Source organism: Hydrogenophaga sp. RWCD_12, assembly GCF_046604225.1.
GTDB lineage: Bacteria > Pseudomonadota > Gammaproteobacteria > Burkholderiales > Burkholderiaceae_C > Hydrogenophaga.
Map to the genome: position 1 here is coordinate 172200 of NZ_JBKIXC010000001.1, position 17958 is coordinate 190157.

The 17958-nt window shown below is 62.7% G+C and carries 22 protein-coding genes; 7 read left to right on the top strand and 15 right to left on the bottom strand.

Annotation, left to right across the window (positions count from 1 at the left end):
• Positions 1-5: 5 nt before the first annotated feature.
• On the bottom strand, positions 6-911 hold the full coding sequence (locus tag ACLIJ1_RS00830; RefSeq protein WP_411363582.1) for a LysR family transcriptional regulator: 906 nt from the start codon (positions 909-911) through the stop codon (positions 6-8).
• Positions 912-1026: 115 nt separating this feature from the next.
• On the opposite strand from ACLIJ1_RS00830, the gene ACLIJ1_RS00835 reads away from it, so the two are divergent.
• Both ACLIJ1_RS00835 and ACLIJ1_RS00840 read left to right on the top strand, forming a co-directional pair.
• Entirely contained in the window at positions 1027-1236 is a 210-nt protein-coding gene (locus tag ACLIJ1_RS00835; RefSeq protein WP_411363583.1) for a hypothetical protein, read from the top strand.
• 20 nt (positions 1237-1256) lie between these two features.
• On the top strand, positions 1257-1637 hold the full coding sequence (locus ACLIJ1_RS00840; RefSeq protein ID WP_411363584.1) for a tautomerase family protein: 381 nt from the start codon (positions 1257-1259) through the stop codon (positions 1635-1637).
• A 3-nt stretch (positions 1638-1640) separates the two neighbouring features.
• On the opposite strand, the gene ACLIJ1_RS00845 is transcribed toward ACLIJ1_RS00840, so the two are convergent.
• The 4 genes from ACLIJ1_RS00845 to ACLIJ1_RS00860 are packed head-to-tail and all read right to left on the bottom strand — an operon-like array spanning position 1641 to position 4317.
• Positions 1641-2129 (bottom strand): GNAT family N-acetyltransferase, encoded by a 489-nt coding sequence (locus ACLIJ1_RS00845; RefSeq protein ID WP_411363585.1) that lies wholly within the window; start codon positions 2127-2129, stop codon positions 1641-1643.
• Positions 2130-2184: 55 nt separating this feature from the next.
• Positions 2185-2571: a DOPA 4,5-dioxygenase family protein gene (locus tag ACLIJ1_RS00850; protein ID WP_411363586.1), complete on the bottom strand. Its 387-nt coding sequence runs from the start codon at positions 2569-2571 to the stop codon at positions 2185-2187.
• 24 nt (positions 2572-2595) lie between these two features.
• Complete coding sequence (locus tag ACLIJ1_RS00855; protein ID WP_411363587.1) at positions 2596-3225, bottom strand: hypothetical protein; 630 nt, start codon at positions 3223-3225, stop codon at positions 2596-2598.
• A gap of 54 nt (positions 3226-3279) precedes the next feature.
• Positions 3280-4317, bottom strand: coding sequence for a hypothetical protein (locus ACLIJ1_RS00860; protein ID WP_411363588.1), 1038 nt, complete (start codon positions 4315-4317; stop codon positions 3280-3282).
• 163 nt (positions 4318-4480) lie between these two features.
• On the opposite strand from ACLIJ1_RS00860, the gene ACLIJ1_RS00865 reads away from it, so the two are divergent.
• The 5 genes from ACLIJ1_RS00865 (at position 4481) to ACLIJ1_RS00885 (ending at position 9288) form a co-directional block, all read left to right on the top strand.
• Positions 4481-4768 (top strand): hypothetical protein, encoded by a 288-nt coding sequence (locus tag ACLIJ1_RS00865; protein ID WP_411363589.1) that lies wholly within the window; start codon positions 4481-4483, stop codon positions 4766-4768.
• Positions 4769-4973: 205 nt separating this feature from the next.
• The gene (locus ACLIJ1_RS00870; protein ID WP_411364759.1) at positions 4974-6800 is read left to right on the top strand and encodes a pyruvate kinase; all 1827 of its coding nucleotides are present in this window, start codon (positions 4974-4976) and stop codon (positions 6798-6800) included.
• Between the two features lie 129 nt (positions 6801-6929).
• The gene (locus ACLIJ1_RS00875; RefSeq protein WP_411363590.1) at positions 6930-7895 is read left to right on the top strand and encodes a chemotaxis protein; all 966 of its coding nucleotides are present in this window, start codon (positions 6930-6932) and stop codon (positions 7893-7895) included.
• A gap of 38 nt (positions 7896-7933) precedes the next feature.
• On the top strand, positions 7934-8770 hold the full coding sequence (gene yghU / locus ACLIJ1_RS00880; protein WP_411363591.1) for a glutathione-dependent disulfide-bond oxidoreductase: 837 nt from the start codon (positions 7934-7936) through the stop codon (positions 8768-8770).
• 104 nt (positions 8771-8874) lie between these two features.
• Positions 8875-9288, top strand: a complete 414-nt coding sequence (locus ACLIJ1_RS00885; protein ID WP_411363592.1) for a hypothetical protein — start codon at positions 8875-8877, stop codon at positions 9286-9288.
• Between the two features lie 12 nt (positions 9289-9300).
• On the opposite strand, the gene ACLIJ1_RS00890 is transcribed toward ACLIJ1_RS00885, so the two are convergent.
• From ACLIJ1_RS00890 to ACLIJ1_RS00935, 10 genes are all read right to left on the bottom strand, one after another.
• A complete protein-coding gene (locus tag ACLIJ1_RS00890; protein WP_411363593.1) occupies positions 9301-9624 on the bottom strand; it encodes a hypothetical protein in 324 nt (107 codons plus the stop codon).
• 52 nt (positions 9625-9676) lie between these two features.
• On the bottom strand, positions 9677-10075 hold the full coding sequence (gene speD / locus ACLIJ1_RS00895) for an S-adenosylmethionine decarboxylase (protein ID WP_411363594.1): 399 nt from the start codon (positions 10073-10075) through the stop codon (positions 9677-9679).
• Complete coding sequence (locus tag ACLIJ1_RS00900; RefSeq protein ID WP_411363595.1) at positions 10072-10554, bottom strand: PACE efflux transporter; 483 nt, start codon at positions 10552-10554, stop codon at positions 10072-10074. Before ACLIJ1_RS00900 ends, speD begins: the two co-directional genes overlap by 4 nt.
• A gap of 137 nt (positions 10555-10691) precedes the next feature.
• Positions 10692-11531 (bottom strand): restriction endonuclease, encoded by an 840-nt coding sequence (locus ACLIJ1_RS00905; protein WP_411363596.1) that lies wholly within the window; start codon positions 11529-11531, stop codon positions 10692-10694.
• 55 nt (positions 11532-11586) lie between these two features.
• Positions 11587-12231, bottom strand: a complete 645-nt coding sequence (locus tag ACLIJ1_RS00910) for a nucleotidyltransferase domain-containing protein (protein WP_411363597.1) — start codon at positions 12229-12231, stop codon at positions 11587-11589.
• A 15-nt stretch (positions 12232-12246) separates the two neighbouring features.
• The gene (locus ACLIJ1_RS00915; protein WP_411364760.1) at positions 12247-12654 is read right to left on the bottom strand and encodes a phage holin family protein; all 408 of its coding nucleotides are present in this window, start codon (positions 12652-12654) and stop codon (positions 12247-12249) included.
• Positions 12655-12741: 87 nt separating this feature from the next.
• Positions 12742-14541 (bottom strand): ATP-dependent nuclease, encoded by a 1800-nt coding sequence (locus ACLIJ1_RS00920; RefSeq protein WP_411363598.1) that lies wholly within the window; start codon positions 14539-14541, stop codon positions 12742-12744.
• A 67-nt stretch (positions 14542-14608) separates the two neighbouring features.
• Positions 14609-16522 (bottom strand): glutamine--tRNA ligase/YqeY domain fusion protein, encoded by a 1914-nt coding sequence (locus tag ACLIJ1_RS00925; protein ID WP_411363599.1) that lies wholly within the window; start codon positions 16520-16522, stop codon positions 14609-14611.
• Positions 16523-16564: 42 nt separating this feature from the next.
• Positions 16565-17500, bottom strand: a complete 936-nt coding sequence (locus ACLIJ1_RS00930) for an XVIPCD domain-containing protein (protein ID WP_411363600.1) — start codon at positions 17498-17500, stop codon at positions 16565-16567.
• A gap of 14 nt (positions 17501-17514) precedes the next feature.
• Complete coding sequence (locus ACLIJ1_RS00935) at positions 17515-17898, bottom strand: hypothetical protein (RefSeq protein ID WP_411363601.1); 384 nt, start codon at positions 17896-17898, stop codon at positions 17515-17517.
• Between the last annotated feature and the right edge of the window lie 60 nt (positions 17899-17958).

Genomic DNA, 17958 nt, shown 5'->3' on the forward strand with positions numbered 1-17958 from the left:
TGCGTTCAGACCACACCCTGCATCCAGGCGGACCAGTGTTCGATGCAGGCGCGGATCTTGGGCAGGCGGTGGCGCTCGTGCAACATGACCGCGTAGATCGGCACCCGGCTGCGGTCGAACCAGTCGTCCAGCAACGGCACCAGTTCGCCCGATGCGAGATGACGACGGCTGGCCACATCATTGAGCCGCGCGATGCCCACACCTTGCAGGACCAGCGCCAGCGTCAATGAGGTGTTGTCGCTGCGTGTGTGGCCCTTGGCCTGGAACACGCTGTCCTTGGACTGACCCGCCTTGGCCGACCAGGGCCAGCGGTTGAGCAAGGGGCTGGCGCTGCTGGTGATCAGGCGGTGCTGCGCGAGATCGTCGGGGTGCTGGGGCGTGCCAAAGCGTTGCAGGTAGGCGGGAGAGGCGAACAACCGCCGGCCGTGTTCGGCGATCGGGCGCGCCACCAGGTTGTCGCCAGCGGGTGAACCGGTGCGGATTGCGATGTCCACGCCGTCGCGCGCCATGTCGTGCAGGCGATCGTCTGCCATCACGTCCACCTGCAACTGCGGGTACTTCTCGTAAAGCGAAGGCAGGCTAGGCGCAATCACCGCTTCGGCCAGCACCGGGCTCACCGCCAGCCGCACCCAGCCGCTGGGCCCGCCGCGCTTGATGTGCAGCGCCGCCGCCAGTTCGTCGCGTGTGTCCACCAATCGCCGCGCGTGGGCGGCGAACGTGTCGCCCTCGTCGGTCAGGCTCAGTCCGTGGGTGGTGCGGTGCATCAGGCGCACGCCGCAGCGCGCCTCCAGCCGCGCCAGCGTGCGCGAGACCTGGCTCACCGGCGCATTGCGCTCGCGCGCTGCGGCCGACAGCGAGCCGAGCTCGGCCACACGCAGGAAGAGGGCGGCTTCGTCCAGGTCCAGATTCATCAAGGGCTCCTCGGTGTTGCAAGAACTGCAAAGCCAATTGTCTCTGATGGTGGTTTCCGTGTTCTGGTTTTGCTGTGAAAGTGCAGTCACCGCCAACCATCCATCGGAGCCCGCCATGACACCCGACCGCCTCGACACCCTCATCCGCGCCCATCAGCATGCCGCCGCACGTCGCTTGGCCGAGGCCGACCGCCAGGTTGCCATCAACGATTTCTGGCGCGGTGCCGACGCCGCCTGGGCAAGGATCCAGCAGGGCGCCAGCGAGCGACTGAGTCGCAGTACCCGCCGGTTGCAGGCGCGGCTGGACCGCCGCGCCGCCGCCTGACCCCGACCGGAGCAGCCACCATGCCACTCGTCACCCTGACCCTGAGGCAGCGCCGGCCCGCCGTGTACAAGGCCGCCGTGCTCGACGCCATCCACGCCGCGCTGGTGCAGGCCGGTGTGCCCGGGACCGACCGCTTCCAGCGCGTCTTCACGCTCGATCCGAGCGACGCCCACATCGACCCGACCTATCCGGACCTGGCCCGCCCGCGCACCGACGACGCGCTGCTGATCGAAATCCTCTGGTCGGTCGGCCGCAGCGTGAAGGTCAAACGGGCGTTGCTGACCGACCTGATGCAACGATTGGCGGCGCTGGGCATCGATACCGAACAGGTGATGGTGGTGCTGCAGGAAACCGCCTGGGAGAACTGGAGCTTTGGCGGCGGACGGCAGTTGCACGCCTAGGCCTCAACCCGCGATCAGCTGTGCCAAGTCCAGGTGCCGGTACAGATTCGCCTGGCCGTGGCGGTAGGTGATCTCACGCTCCAGGGTCGCGCCGAGTCGCTGCGCCACCGCCTGTGAGGCCGGGTTGTGCACCGACACCACGCTGACCGCCGTGGTCCAGCCGAAGTCTTCGTACGCGGCCTGCAGCGCCCGGCGCGCGCCTTCGGTGGCGTAGCCCTTGCCGTGGGCGCCGGGCACCAGCGCCCAGGTGATCTCCGGTTCGGCCCAACCTTCGGGGTACCAGAGGCCGGTGAGACCGACATACTGGCCGGAAGCCTTGTCTTCCAGTGCCCAGGGACCGTAGCCGCGCAGCAGCCAGTGGCCCGAATACACCGCGAACTTGCGCCACGCATCTTCGCGACTGCAGGGCCCTCCGTAGTAGGCCGACACCGGGTCGGCGAAGAACGCGGCCATCGGCTCGAAGTCCGACTGGCGGAACGGCCGAAGGATCAACCGCTCTGACTCAAGGGTAGGTATCGGGGAGATCGACATGGCGGATGGAGCAGGCTCAGAGGTCGTACTCGACCGATGTCTCGGGCAACACGCTCAGGTCCAGCGGCCGCACGGCGCCCATCCACAGGGCGCGGTCGCGGTGATCGACCAGATCCTGCCCGGTGATCGGGTGGACGAACACCACCAGACCCTGGCGGTTCAGGAGCAACCAGGGGATCACGTCGGCGAACAGGGCTGCCTTGAAGGCCAGCTGGCAGCTCCAGTCCGGGTGCGGCCCCACAGGCTTCTCATGCACCCGTCCCATCTTGAGTGGAAAGCGGGCTGCGGCCGCCTCGCACAGGGAGCGCGCTTGCGCGAGCGTGTCGGCGTTGAAGTACACATGGGCGTGATAGCCGTAAATACGGGGATCGGTCGCCGAGGGGGTGTCGGTGGGCGTGGTCATGGTGCGTATGTTCCCACGATAGGTTCAGCGCCCGTCGACCTCGACCGCCTCGACCTCGATCACGCCTTCGAACAGATCGATCGCCGTCGCCGCGACCTGTGCGGTGTCGACGTAGGCATAGGCACCCATGCCGACCGCGCCAATCACCGGTACCCAGCGCGCCATGCCCTTGCCTGCCGCCTTCTGCGCCAGCTTCGCGCCGATGCGGCGGGTGATGTTGCGGATCAGCAGCGGCGAGGCCTTGCGCACCAGCGCGCGCTCGCCCACGCGCACCACCAGATCGCGCACACCCTGCGCCGCTGTGTGCTGGAACAGGCAGTACACGACCTGCTCCGGCGTCAGCGTCGACTGCTTGCCGTAGATCGCCGCGATGTCGGCCACCAACTGCTTCTGGATCTTCCAGACACCCATCATTTCCGGAAGGATCGTCAGCCACCCGACCACGCCCGGTGGAAGCGCCAGCGCGCCCGCGGCGAGCGCCGCCTTGGCCGCCGCAGCGTTGGCCTTGCGGCGCGCGTCTTGCGCTGGCTGGCGGCTCTTGGGTTCCTTGGACGACGGCACCTTGCCGATCAGCGAGAGGATGGCCTGGCCGATCAGTGACGGGTCGGCATTGTCAGAGCGAGTGTGGGCGGACTTGCGATTGCGGGTGGTCATTCGGGATTGGGCAGTCACTGTGTGGCGCTTTGAGAAAGCTGATGGTTCCGCCTCTCACCGTATGGAACCATTGGCCGGAACTTCCAAGAGTGCAGGATTCTTCGCAAGTTCGATGCAGGTGTAGAACCGCGAGGGTTGCTTCCACAAGGCCATGGCTGGCGCGTCGCCGATTCCGGGCTGGAGCTTCCGGAAAGTATTCCAGTCCTTGGCCATGCACGCGTAGTAGGCAAACGCATTGAGGTTCCACTGTGAGTTGGGGTAGTCCTGCATCAGGCGTTCGAAACCCTGCTTCATCGGAAGCCACTCCGCGTTGCCGGCATCGAAAGTTTTGTCTCCCAGTTCAGACAACATGTACCAGTAGATGCGCGTGTACATGGTCATGCCTTCGGTTGCCTTGGTACGGGTGACTGCGTCATCCACGAATTTTCGTATCTGGGCTTTGCTCCCGTGCCATTGAGGCAGGTAATAGTCTGCAGCCTTGAAATATAAAAACTCATATCCAGGATAGGCGGTGACGGCTGCGTTGAACAATGCACCAAAGCTCTGTGGGTCCCAGGATTGGAGATTGGCAATCGTCAGCATCTGGAGAAACCAGAGAGGGTGCTTTTCTTTTTCGAAGGTGGGACTTTCCAGGAGGCTGCGGGCCTCTCCAACCATCCGGTTGAAAAAGCGCAACCGTTCCGGATCGATCTGCGAGGCGTAGCCGCCACCTCGGATTGCCCATGCATATCCCAGCTTGATGTAGGACGAGGCGATTTTCGGGGCGGAGTTGAACGGGGTCTGCATGTCCCAATTCACGACCAGTTGGGACTTCACCCCCCATTCTTCGTAGTTCTTGTTGTTGAAGCTGGCGGAGTCCAGTTGGTCGTACAAAAAGGTGACGCTCCAACGCCCGTCCGAGAGGCGTTGCCTTTCTTTGACTGTCCTCAGCTCCTTGTCCAAATCGTTGATCGCCTGGAACTGGCGGGTGTAGAAGAGCTTGTCCACCGTCTCGGAGATCTGACGAGCCTCCTCAACCGCGTCGCCAAGAGAGCTGGCAGCAAAGGCCGGTGTAGCCAGAAGCAGCGAAAAGACCCAACGCAATAAAGCCATTTATCCTCCCTTTGGTATTTGTCCAGCAAAGCTCAAGCTTGCCACACGGAAACCCTCCCGGTGTCTTGAAACTGCCTGAAAGTCGAGGGTCACCTGTTGCTGGCAACAGCGCAGGGGACGTAGCATTTCGCCACGTCTGCACCGTTTTGCAGGAACCCACCACATGAGCGAAGTCGACCGGCTGCCAGCCATCAAGCAGGGCCATTGGTTCTATGGCGGGTTGACCGCTTGCCCGGTGCGCATCGTGCAGCACCACACGCTGTTCGGCACGCACGATCCCGAAGACCCGCCAGAGCTCGCCGCCGACCAGGCGACCGAGTGCTTCTACATCCGCTACCACCCGCCCGGGCGGCACGAGTCATGGCACGACGGCGGCATTGCGCTGTCGCTGCGCGAGGCGGTGTTCCTGGCGGAGCGCAAGCTGGGGCCGGTGGTTCAGTGGGAGGCGTGAGCCCCGCGTTCCTCCATTCCCGTCGTTGCCCGGGGTGGTCAGCATGCCTGGTTGGCCCGGCTGGTGGTGTCGTTTCAGTGTGGGCTCCCTGAATCTGCCTTGGTGCGTGCGATTGACACAGGGTTGAAACCTGTTTGTCGTAAAACGGGTCATGGTCAAGACACACAAGCCTTCCCGTTCGCACCCGTCCGCATCCTCGACGCCGTTGTGGGACCGCGAAGTCTGCCTCTCCTTGATCGATCGCCTTTGGGCGCTGCGCCGGTCGATGCTGGACAGCGAGCAGCGATTCGCGGCTGCCATCCAGCGTGTCGGCGCCCATCAGCGCGACAGCGCCCGCAACCTGGTGCATTTCCTGGCGATGCGGGCAACCGACTTGCGCGATCTGCAGGGGCAGCTGGCGTGGCTGGGAGTGTCCTCCCTGGGGCGCTCGGAGTCCCATGTGCTGGCCAGTGTGGACAAGGTGCTGGGTCTGCTGCATCGGCTGACCGGCCAGGGGTGGCACGACCACTCGGACGAAGAGCCGGTGGGCAGCGTGTCGGGGCCGGCGTTGTTGCAGTTGCACTCGCTGGCGCTCCTGGGACCAGTGGCCCGCGACCGGCAGGTGCGCATCATGGTGACGCTGCCCAGCGAAGCTGCCACCGACCTTGCGATGGTGCGCCGGCTGGTGGAGGCCGGGATGGACGTGGCGCGCATCAACTGTGCGCACGACGATGCGTCGGCCTGGAAGTCCATGGCCCGGCTGGTGCGGCGTGCGGCCAAGGCGGCGCAGCGTGAAGTGAAGGTGCTGATGGATCTGGGGGGTCCCAAGATCCGCACCGGGCCTCTGGCCGAGGGGCCCGCGGTGCTCAAGCTCAAGCCGCTGCGCGACGAACTCGGCTTTGCCACCCATCCCTGGCGGCTGCGCTTGGAGCACACGGCATCCGATGCGGCGACAGCCGCTGTGCCTTGCGTCGTGGTCGACAAAGACTGGCTGGCACGTCTGCGCACCGGGCATCAGGTCCACCTCACCGACGCCAGGGACAAGAAGCGCCGCCTGCTCGTGGTCGAAAGCGATGACCGAGGTGCGGTGGTCGAGGGCATGGACACCTGCTACCTCACGCCAGAGACGCCGCTGTCGGTCAAGTCTCCGCACGGCCGCCGGATCCACACCGCTTATCCCGCCGGCATCGCACCCACACCGGCCGCGATCCGGCTGCACCGGGGCGACCTGCTGCACCTGACCGCCGATCCCGTGCCGGGCGACGACACGGAGGGCGCTGCGCCGCCGAGGATCTCCTGCACCCTGCCCGAAGTCATCGGCCAGGTGCGCGCCGGCGAGCGGGTCTGGATGGACGATGGTCGCATCGGCGCCGTGGTGCGCAAAGCCTCGCGCCGCCACCTGGAGCTGGAGGTCGTGCAGGCGCGCGACACCGGCGAAAAACTCATGGCCGACAAGGGCATCAACTTCCCCGACAGCCAGCTGGACCTGCCAGCCCTGACCGACAAAGACCTGCAAGACCTGCAGACCGTGGCGACGGTGGCCGACGTCGTTGGCCTGTCGTTTGTGCAACGGCCGGACGATGTCCACCAGTTGCTGCACATGCTCGAGGCCTTGGGCGGCGACAAGGTCGGCGTGCTGCTGAAGATCGAGACGCTGCTGGGCTTCGAGAACCTGCCCGAGCTGATGCTGGCCGCGATGGCCGCTCCTTCGGCGGGCGTGATGATCGCGCGAGGCGACCTGGCGGTCGAATGCGGCTACGAGCGCATGGCCGAAGTGCAGGAAGAAATCCTCTGGTGTTCCGAAGCCGCGCACATGCCCGTGGTCTGGGCGACGCAGGTGCTGGAAACGCTGGCCAAGACAGGCATACCGTCGCGCGCAGAAATTTCCGACGCCAGCATGGGCGTGCGCGCCGAGTGCGTGATGCTCAACAAGGGCCCGTACATCGACGAGGCCATCCGGATGCTCGACGACATTCTCCGGCGCATGGCGGGGCACCAGTCCAAGAAGACGCCGATGCTGCGCGCGCTGCGGGCCTGGACTGCGCAACCCTGACGCCCCCCGGGAAATGGTCGCTCGGGTCGATGCTGGCGTCCGGAAAAGGCGAGCCTTCACGGCCCATATCTGCCCTTAGGTGAACTGCGTTGCTCTTTATCCTGCAAGGAGACATTCACCGGAGCCACCATGACCACGAGCCTGAGCAGTTCGCTGCACGACGCCCATGAGCGCACCCAGCTCACCAGCAACAACCAGTTCGAGCTGATGCTGTTCCGGCTCGGCGAGGCGCCCGACAGCGAGCGCCGCGAGCTGTTCGGCATCAACGTCTTCAAGGTGCGCGAGATCCTGGTCATGCCCAAGATCACCGGCATCGCCAACGCGCCGCCGCAGGTGCTCGGCGTGGCCAACATCCGCGGCCAGATCATTCCCGTGATCGACCTGCCGGCCATGGTGGGCTGCACGCCCAAGCGCGGGCACAACATCCTCATGGTCACCGAATACGCGCGCACCACCCAGGCCTTTGCGGTCGAAGAGGTGGACGAGATCGTGCGGCTGGACTGGACCGACGTGCTGGCCGCTGAAGGCAATGGCGGTGACCTCGTCACCAGCATCGCCAAGCTCAACGGCGACACCGAAGACTGCCGGCTGATCCAGGTGCTGGACGTGGAGCAGATCCTGCGCAACGTCATGCCTGGCAACAAGGAAGAGACCGCGCTGGAGGAGGCGGGCGACGCGGTCGTGCTGCCACAGGGCACCATCGTGCTGGCCGCGGACGATTCGCCGGTCGCGCGCATGATGATCGAGCAGGGGCTCGGCGCCATGGGTGTGTCCTTCGTCATGACCAAGACCGGCCAGGAAGCCTGGGACCGCCTGCAGACCATCGAAGCCGAGGCTCAGGCCGAAGGCCGCACGGCGCTGGACAAGGTGGCCGTGGTGCTGACCGACCTGGAAATGCCGGTGATGGATGGCTTCACGCTCACCCGCAACATCAAGCAGGACCCGCGTTTCAAGTCCATCCCGGTGGTCATCCACTCCTCGTTGACCGGCACCACCAACGAAGCCCATGTGCAGTCGGTCGGGGCCGACGCCTACGTCGCCAAGTTCATGGCCTCCGAGCTGGCCGCCGCGCTGCGGCAGGTCATTCACCACTGACCGCACCGGGGTGTCCGCCGCTGGAATACCATGCGGCCATGAGCGACACCCCCACCCCCAAGACCCCCTACACCCCTCCCGCCGTCTGGACCTGGGACCAGGCCAACGGTGGCAAATTCGCCAACATCAACCGGCCCATCGCCGGGCCCACGCACGACAAGGCGCTGCCCGTCGGCAAGCACCCGCTGCAGCTCTATTCGATGGGCACGCCCAACGGCGTGAAGGTGACGGTGATGCTCGAAGAGCTGCTGGAGCTCGGCCACGCCGGCGCCGAGTACGACGCCTGGCTCATCAAGATCAACGACGGCGACCAGTTCTCCAGCGGCTTCGTCGACGTCAACCCCAACTCCAAGATTCCGGCCCTGCTCGACCGCAGCACCGAGCCGCCCACTCGCGTGTTCGAGTCCGGTTCCATCCTGCTGTACCTGGCCGAGAAGTTCGGCGCCTTGCTGCCCAAGGACCATGCCGCGCGCACCGAGACGCTCAACTGGCTGTTCTGGCAGATGGGATCTGCGCCTTACCTCGGCGGCGGCTTCGGGCATTTCTACGCCTACGCGCCCGAGAAGTTCGAGTACCCGATCAACCGCTTCGCGATGGAAACCAAGCGCCAGCTCGACGTGCTCGACCGCCACCTCGCCACGCACACCTACATGGCCGGCGACGCATACACCATCGCCGACATCGCGATCTACCCGTGGTACGGCTGGCTGGTCGAAGGCAAGCTCTACAGCGCTGGCGAATTCCTGTCTGTGCACGAGTACACGCACGTGCAACGCTGGGCCAAATCCATCGGCGAACGCCCGGCCGTCAAACGCGGTCGCCGCATCAACCGCGTGTGGGGCGACGAGGCAGACCAGGTGCCCGAGCGGCACTGAGCGAGGCCTGCCAAAGGAACTTCGGCCCGGCGCCGGGGTCTGTCATGCAGGGCCGAGGCGGGGCGGACATCTTTCTTGGCTGCCTGCCCGCAAGGAGCAACCGCATGAACAGCCCTCCCAAAGCCCTCCGGCGCCTGGCCTGCGCACTGGTCCTCATGGCGCCGCTGGCACACGCCTTCGCGGCTGGCATCGACCGCAACACGATCAACGCCCAATACCAGACCGACCGCAGCACGTGCATGGGCAAGCAAGACACTGACGCGCGTCAGTCCTGCCTGCGCGAAGCGGGCGCTGCCCGTCAGGAGGCCCTGCAGGGCAAGGCTGGCGACAACACCACCTCCACCGACTGGCGCCGCAACGCACTGGCCCGCTGCGGCGTGCACAAGGATGCAGCCGACCGCGCGACTTGCGAGCGCCTGGTCAATGGCGACGGCCAGGCGCGGGGCAGCGTCGACGGCGGGGGCGTGATCCGCGAGATCACGACGGAAGTGAAGCCAGACGCGGCGCCATCCCGGTGACCAGCCACCAGATCAAGCCTGCCAGACCCCGAACCCCGCCGAGCGCAGGTCGATGCCGATCTCGACCTCGCGTTCCTGCGCAGCCTTGTAGGTCATCGGATTGAAGCCTTCGTAGAGATCGGGCAGCAGCCGCAGCCCGTACTTCGTCACGTACGCGTTGGCCTGGATGCCGGCCTTGTGTTTGTCGAAGCGCACGTCCGGGTCCAGCCCCGTCATGCCCACATACACGCACGGCTTGCCTTCGACGTAACCCGGGTTGCACTGGCGGAACTTGCGCTCCTGCAGCACATCCGGGTGCAGTTCGATCACATAGACGTGGTGGTGGGGGCGGGGCATCGGGTGGCGCAGCAGCACGGGTTGGGAAACACCCGCATTCTCGGCTGCCGCGTCAGACCAGGTTCTCCGCCGGATACCGCGTCCCGCGCGGCACCACGTTCACCTCTGCCGATTCGGCCCAGAACGCGATCGACAGCAGGTTCTTCACTTTCTCGGTGTCCATGTCGTTCTGGCAGGTGTAGACGTCGGCGCTCACGAAGCGGCGGGCGGGAAACGTGTGGAAGCTGATGTGGCTCTCGGCGATCATCACGAAGCCGCTCAGGCCGCCCGGGTCCTTGCGGTTGAGCGGGCCGACTTCCACCACGCAGGGCTCGCAGATCGCGTGCATCCCCAGCGCGCGGGGAAGGTCCTTGAGCAGGTTGCGCAGCATGTCGAGGTTGGACAGGCGTTCGGGCGAAGCGCCGTAGCCGTCGAACATCAGGTGAACGCCAAACTGTTCGGTGCGGATCATGATGGACTCCTTGGAGAAGGTGCGGGCGTTGCGCTCGGCGTCCTGATCGGCCGCAGGCGGTCAAAGCACCAGTGAAAAACCCAGGCATAGACGGTGTAGAACAGGGTCAACCCCAGATCGAGCAGGAGGGCGTCGAACCACGAATAGCCGCCCATCCACACAATCAGCGGCAGCGTGGCGAACAAGGTCGACAGCTCGTGGCTGAACGCGTGCACCCAGCGCGAAGCCCCACGGCGGTCGCTGGCCACGCGGCCAAACCAGCGGGCATCGAGCCAGTCGAACACCGTGTTGTGAACCGGTGACCACAGCATCACCGCGACCGACAGCGTCACCAGCAGCTGCAACGACTCGCCCGCCGACACCCTGAACAACCACTGGTACAGCGGTGCGGCGATCAGCAGCGCCCCCAGCTCGTACGACAGGGTCTGGATCACGCGCTCGCGCAATGAACGCAAGGGGACGTTTCGCTCGGTGGACATCCGGCACCTCCATGCCCGAAGGACATGCGCGAATGCTAGGAACCCGAGGCGAGCGCCGCATCCTTCAGGAGGAGGAAACGGGTACTCCGAGAGGGGAGGAAAGCGGTCTCCCTGCGCTTCAGCGCGCGTCGGTACCTCTACGCATTCCGCATCGGCAACGTCGCCCGGCACCGCGGGTAGTTCACGCAACCCCAGAACGCCGCGCCGCCGTTCTCCGGCGCACGCTCCACCATCTTCACGCCGCAGCTCGCGCAGGTCGGGCGCCAGTACTCGCCTTCGGTCGCGACCGCCAGCAGCGCGGCCTGCTGCTCGGGCGAGCGGCTGCGGATCATGCGCAGCAGGGCGCTGCCGTCTTGCGCGTTGATGCCGTTGGCCTTGGCGAATGCGAGCGCGTCGCTGGTGTAGGTCGACGAGGTCGCGTAGGTGCCGCGCTGGAGGCCGTGCGACACCATCACGCCCAGGAACTCGCGCATCTCACGCACGCCCACCGGCTTTCCCTGCCAGTGCTTGCACTGCACCACCGCCACCGGCCCCTCGGCGTTCTTTGAATGCAGCCAGATATCGACGCCGCCGTCCGCACCGTGCGACTGGCTGCGTGTCTCGAAACCGGCCTGTGCAAACAGCGCCTCGACCAGTGCCTCGAAACGGCGCCACTCGATCACTGCCAGCACGTCGTCGTTCCACGAGGTCAGCGCAGGCGGCTGCTGCTCGCTGGGGAGCGGCGCCATCACCGGGTCTTTGCGCTCGGTGGCGTTGCGGCTGCGCCGCGGTGTGGTCGCGCGGGGAGAGCTTGGAGCTTCTTCCTCTGGTTCAGCGGCTCTCCTGACCAGCGCGTAGATCACCAGCAGCACCGCGCCGATGCAGGTCAACAGCTGGGCCGGTATCCGCAAGCCTTTAGCCAAGGCGCCCAAGATCGGGTTCCCGTTGAGGAACACCGGCGCCACCCAGAGGGCAATGCCGATGACCAGAACGGTCAAGCCTGCTTCAAGCAACTTTTCGGAGCGGCGAGGGTTCGAATGCCGCTCCCTGTTTTCAAGTGGTTTTGTCGGGCTCATGCTGCGGTGATTCCTCCTGGCCGATCAGCCATATCTTTGGCTGTTGCATCACGCGGTTGATGAACGCATTGTCGCCCTCCAGCCGGGCGCGGAAATCGGCTGCGGTGTAGAGGGCAGGGTTGATCGGTCGGCCCAGCGTCTGACTGGCGTTTTCCAGCGCGCCAAACACCTCGCCGTAACCCAGCGTGTCGCTCACCACCAGCAGGTCCACATCGCTGGCCGCTGTGTCCTGCTGACGGGCGATGGAGCCGAACACGAAGGCCCGCTCGATCTGCGGCGCCAGGGGCGCCAGCGCAGCGCGCAACACATCGGCCAGCCCCATCGTCTTGAGCACCAGCCCGCGCAGCTCGGCAAACACCGGCGACGCTGCGTTGGCCTGAAAGTGCTTCTGGTTGCCTTGCTTGCGCACAGTGAGCAAACCCGCACCGGCCAGATCGGCCAGCTCGCGCTGCACCGCGCCCGCACCCGACTGCGCCAGGCCGATCACCTCGTTCGTGTAGAAGCTGCGGTCCGGCGCGCCGAACAACACGGCCAGCACCCGCTGGCGAACCTTGGGGAAGAGGGCGTCGGCGGCGGACGAAGGAGTGGGAGTGCTTGAAATACCCATATTGGGTTCAATCATACCCAAAATAGGTTTTCAAAGCCACACCGACCTCGGCGCTGGGCTGGTCTGGATCTGGAAGTCGGGCGTGCCGCCCAGCACGAACGCGCCCAGCACCAGGCTCAGCACCGCAATGAACAGGCTGGCCCACAGCGCCGTCCAGAACCCGTCGACCTTGAAACCGTTCACCAGCTTCGCCACCAGCAACAGCATCAGCGCATTGATCACCAGCAGGAACAGGCCGAAGGTGATCAGGGTCAGCGGCAGCGTCAGCAGCACCAGCAGCGGTCGCACCACTGCGTTGGCCAGCCCCAGCAACAGCGCCGACACCACCAGCGCGCCCGTGCTGCTGAACCGGATGCCCTTGAACAAGTGGCTGGCAACCCACAGCGAGACCGCGGTGATGGCCCAGTGGAGCAGGAAGGGGGTGAGGTTGGCGAGCATGTAGGTGACACTCAAGTACCGTGACTTAAAGAGAGTCGGCTGCCTTTGGTTGGCTCTGCGCCTGGAATCCTCTGTATGCGCAGGTGTTTAATCGATATTTGGTAGAAGGAATAAACCTCTTAGAAATGATCTAAGAGGTTTTAGGAATTCTGGATCATTTTTAATGATCCAAGAAATTAGAGCTGGAGTGTCTCTTGTTTTCCTAAACTCCACTTTTGCGTTAGAGGTCTCTAAGAAGATGCCTCTAAGTGCAGATGCGCCATCTATCATTGAAATACTTTCTTCTGCCATTAATTTGCCTAGTATGGCTTCTATAGACTCAATGGAGGTGCTGGTTCCTCGATCCATTAGAATGGCTTGAATGGCATTGGGATTGAGAATGTAATTCTCAATCATTCTTCTGTCAAGAAACCTTAGCTTGCCTCGGGATTCGTCTGTGGCTTTGTTTTTTTCGTCTACGCTTTTAGTTTCGCCATCCAGTAAAATGCACACCATTGGCGGGGCAAGAGCAGATGATTCTGACAGTCGAGAATAGATGCTGGCAACTTCGGACGCTGCAATGCTCTTCTTTCCGAATGTTCCGGTCTTCTCCACTCGCAACACCGCTATGCCTGCGGCATGTTCAGGGCATGACCAACGGAGAAGGTCTGGGAAGGCGATTTCTTCTGTTTGTCCCTCAACCCATAGCACACGGTCTTTTGAGTGAAGATCCGTTATTCGAATCCCAAGATCAGATAGCTCGCTGCGAACTTGGTACAGCTCTTTGTGGTCAACTTGCTTTGCGGTTGTGCAATAGTTTTTAAGTTCCAGTATGGTTATTGTTGTAGGTTTGATTGCGGTAAGTACGTCTGCAGAGTGAGCGGTAAGAATGTATTGATGCTGACTGCCATTTGTTTCGAGGATGGATAGTAGTTCTCTCAATGCCCTTGGGTGAAGAAATGCATTTGGTTCATCTATTGCAATGACCTGTGGAAGGCGTGAGGTGAGGACTACATATAGGATTGCAATGACATTTCCTATCCCTGCTCCCATCGAAGATACCGATTTTGCAAGATCTGGTCTTTGCTCTCGCGGATGCTCTGGAAGGCAAATCAGATCAAACATTCCCCCCGAGTTTGGAGGCGCTTGAATCCAGGCTACATCTGGAAAGATCCTATTTACCCAAGAGCAAAGTTGCTCATGGGCATGCGAATCTGTGGAGTTTAGATGGTTAATGCAGTATGGCAGTGTTGTCGCTTCTGCATCTAAAATTGGTGTTGTTGCTACGCCGCAGGTGGCACTCGGTCTACGAAGCGCATTGAACTTATAGATTCTGTTTCTATAGGTTTCAAATTGGACGGCGCACTGATTGTTGGTGTCTCCATTTCCTCCAATTTCGATTGAAAATTCGTTTTCTTGCTGGGCTTTTGTGATCTTCCCGGAGAAAACTACTGAGCCTTCATATACGTTACTGGAGACTATCTCTTTTAGCGAATTCTCGTATGTATAAAATAGCTTGCTTATTCCGGATCCAAATTCGTAGTTTAATTTTATTATTCCGTCTTCGGCAATGAATTGCTTGATTTTTTCTTGCAATTCATTAATTGGCGTGGAAGTAAGTGGAAGTGCTACGAAGTTGGTTCTGTTTGAGCTCCAGTATTCAGAAAACTTGCATGCAAGGGTTGCAGTGAGTATTGACGCTGAAGGTTGAAAATGACCAAACTCTGGCGACGTGATGCGAGATCGGTGGGGGTCTACAAGATTTGGGTCTAGTCGTAAGCAGTCAAGAATGGAAGTCTTGCCGGAGTTGTTTGATCCTATTAATAGATTGAATCCCTGGTCGAGCGCTATTTCCTGTCTTGAAAGGAAGCTCTTGTAATTTTGGATAGATAGGGATTTGAGAATCATGCAATTTCCCGGAGGCCGCTCTCTGCTTTTATGTCAACAAGAAACCAATCTGAATCAACTGGGAAGATCACTTCCCCCAAGAATCCTTCAACCCCGTCACCCGGTTGAACACCACTTTCCCACCCACGCCGTGGTCCGCCCTGTCGGCCACAAAGTAGCCGTGGCGTTCAAACTGGAATTTCTGGTCCGGCTTCGCGGCGGCCAGTGACGGCTCGACGTAGGCGGTCACCACCTTCAGGCTGTCGGGGTTCAGCGCGTCCAGGAAGTTTTTGCCGCCCGCGTCGGGTTGCGGGTCGGTGAACAGGCGGTCGTACAGGCGCACTTCAGCGCTCACGCCGCTGGCGGCGCTCACCCAGGTGATGGCAGCCTTGGCCTTGACGCTGTCGGCGCCGGGGGTGCCGCTCTTGGTGCCGGCAATCACTTTGGCGTGCACTTCGGTCACCTTGCCTTCTGCGTCTTTGGCGCCGACGCCGGTGCATTCGATGACGTAGCCGCCTTTGAGGCGGACGACGTTGCCGGGGAACAGGCGCTTGTAGCCCTTGGGCGGCACTTCTTCAAAGTCTTCGCGTTCGATCCACACGTCCTTGCCGATCTTGAACACGCGGTCGGGCGGGGGCGTTTGCCCTTCGGCAATGGCGCTGTGGGGCAGGGCGGGCTGGGTGCAGTCTTCGGTGTAGGCGTCAGAGCCGAACACCTCGGTCCAGTTGGTGAGCACCAGCTTGACGGGGTCGAGCACGGCCATGCCGCGGTGGGCCTTGTTTTCCAGGTCTTCGCGCAGGCAGCCGTCGAGCGTGCTGTAGTCGATCCAGGAGTCGCTCTTGGTCACGCCGATGCGTTCGGCAAACAGCTGGATGGCTTCGGGCGTGTAGCCGCGGCGGCGCAGGCCGACGATGGTGGGCATGCGCGGGTCGTCCCAGCCGCTGACTTTTTTCTCGTTCACCAGCTGCGCCAGCTTGCGTTTGCTGGTGATCACGTAGGTCAGGTTCAGTCGCGCAAATTCGTACTGCCGCGGCGGCGGGGCCTTGAGCAGGCCGCCCACGACGCTGCCGTCAGGCAGGGTCACCGATTCCGACAGGCGCTCCAGCAACCAGTCATAAAAGGGGCGCTGGTCTTCAAACTCCAGCGTGCAGATGGAGTGGGTGATCTGCTCCAGCGCGTCCTCGATGGGGTGCGCGAAGGTGTACATGGGGTAGATGCACCAGGCGTCGCCCGTGTTGTGGTGCGTGGCGCGGCGGATGCGGTAGATGGCCGGGTCGCGCAGGTTGATGTTGGGCGAGGCCATGTCGATCTTGGCGCGCAGCACGGCGGCGCCGTCGGCCAGCTTGCCGTCGCGCATTTCGCGGAAGCGGACCAGGTTTTCGTCCGGCGTGCGGCTGCGGAAGGGGCTGTCCACGCCGGGCTTGCCGAAGTCGCCGCGGTTGACGCGCATTTCTTCGGCGGTCTGTTCGTCCACATAGGCGTGGCCGGCGGTGATGAGGTGTTCGGCCGCGCGGTACATGAAGTCGAAGTAGTTCGACGCGTAGTACAGGTGGTCCTCGGTGACGGGTCCGTTGGGGCCGTTGAAGCTGCTCTGCCAGTTGAAGCCCAGCCACTGCACCGCGTCGAGGATGGAGTCCACGTACTCCTTCTCTTCCTTCTCGGGGTTGGTGTCGTCAAAGCGCATGTGGCAGACGCCGCCGTAGTCGCGCGCCAGGCCGAAGTTCAGGCAGATGCTCTTGGCGTGGCCCACGTGCAGGTAGCCGTTGGGCTCGGGCGGGAAGCGGGTGCGGATCTTGGCCGGGTCGGGCTGGCCGGCGTCGTGGAAGGCGGCATCACCCGGGCCACCGCCCCACTGTCGGCTGGCGTAGGTGCCAGTCTCGAGGTCTTTCTCGATGATCTGGCGCAGGAAGTTGGAGACCTTGTGCTCCTCGCCTTCGGCGGCGGCGGGAGCGTTGTTTTTAGGGGGGTTGGAAGAGGCGTTGGTGGGGGTGTTGGAGCTCATTCGCCCATTCTAGGGCGGGGCCGAACCCGAAATCGCGGGTATTCAGACCGACATCACAGGTGCTTCGGGCGTGCGCGCCTCGGCGTACTGGTGCGAGGCCTGTGTCTGTGCGTTGGTCTGTTCTCGCTGGTCGGCGCTGGCCATCTGGGCGCGCGAGTCGGCGGCGTCGGTGTTGGCGGCCGTGCGGGCGTCCACCTGGCCTTCGCGAATGCCAAACCCGTCCTGCTGCGCAAAGCGGATTTGTCCGTCCTTGACTTTGAGGTGGTCGATGCCGGTCATGCCTTGTTCGCGGGCTTCCAGCGCGACCGCATGGACGGTGTTGTCCATGCCCTGGTCCCAGGCAAGCTGGTGGCGGTCGGTGAGGGCGCGGACGTGACGCTCGCTGTCCTTCAGAAGTTGCTGGCTCTCGGGAGCGAGGGCGAGCTGGAATTCGGTCGGTGCTGGCTGGTTGTTGTTGAGGGAAATGGCCTCACCGATGTTCGAGATGCCCAGGTCCTCCGATGATCTGGGTTTGACATCCTTGTCCAACGGCTTTCCCGAACCCGGTGCCAAATGTCCCGTGATGCCGTCCTGGGTCGGTTGTTTCAGTCCGGCATCGTTGAGAACGCTGTCCGCCAGGGTGTTCGAGTTCTGGCGGATCGGGTCGTAGGGATACAGGTTGTCTTTGGTCTTGGCGTTCTCGACCATTTCCGACCACTTGGCCGAGAGGTCGGCTCCCTCGGTGATGGTTTCGCGGTACTGCTTCTGGTCGGGATGTCTTTCGGCCGAATCAGGGTTTTCTGAGTTGTAGGGTGCGTCTGCCAACACCCTGATTTTTCCAAAGGGCAGTTCTTTCGAGGTGTTGGCTTCGTCGGTCCAGCCGCTGATGGTGTGCTGGTTCCCCGACTTGTCGGTGTAGAGCAGGAACTTGTGGTGGTAGTCCACCCCGCCCATCGTCCCGATGTTGCGATAGCCCACCTCGATCTTTTCGACAGCCATGGTGGCCTCCCGAATTACAGGTTGTTCGACTTGTCGATGTGGGAGGTGAGGGACTGGATGTTGTTGTTGGCGTCGAACTGGATCTTCAAGAGGATGTCGCGGCGGTTTCCTTTGATTCCTTCACCCTGACGGGTTGTGTAGGCGATGTGGCCGGGGGTCTCATCGATCTTGCCTTCTCCCAGACCCTTGAGAAGTTCGAGCGTTTTGGTTCTGCTGGTTCCAACAGGCAGGTACCTCGAGACGATGCCGCTGACGTCGGCGCGTTGCGTTGCCACATTGGTGATTTTTGTGCCGTAGATTTCATTCAGCATGGAGCTGTCCCCGCTGGTGGTGTTTGTTGGTTGTGCGCAAGCAGCCATCGCTGCGGTGATGAAGATCGGAAAAATGAGTTTTTTCATGAATTGCCTCACCTGATTCTTTGGTTTTAAGGGGGGTGTTGAAAGTCGTCTGCGTAGCGC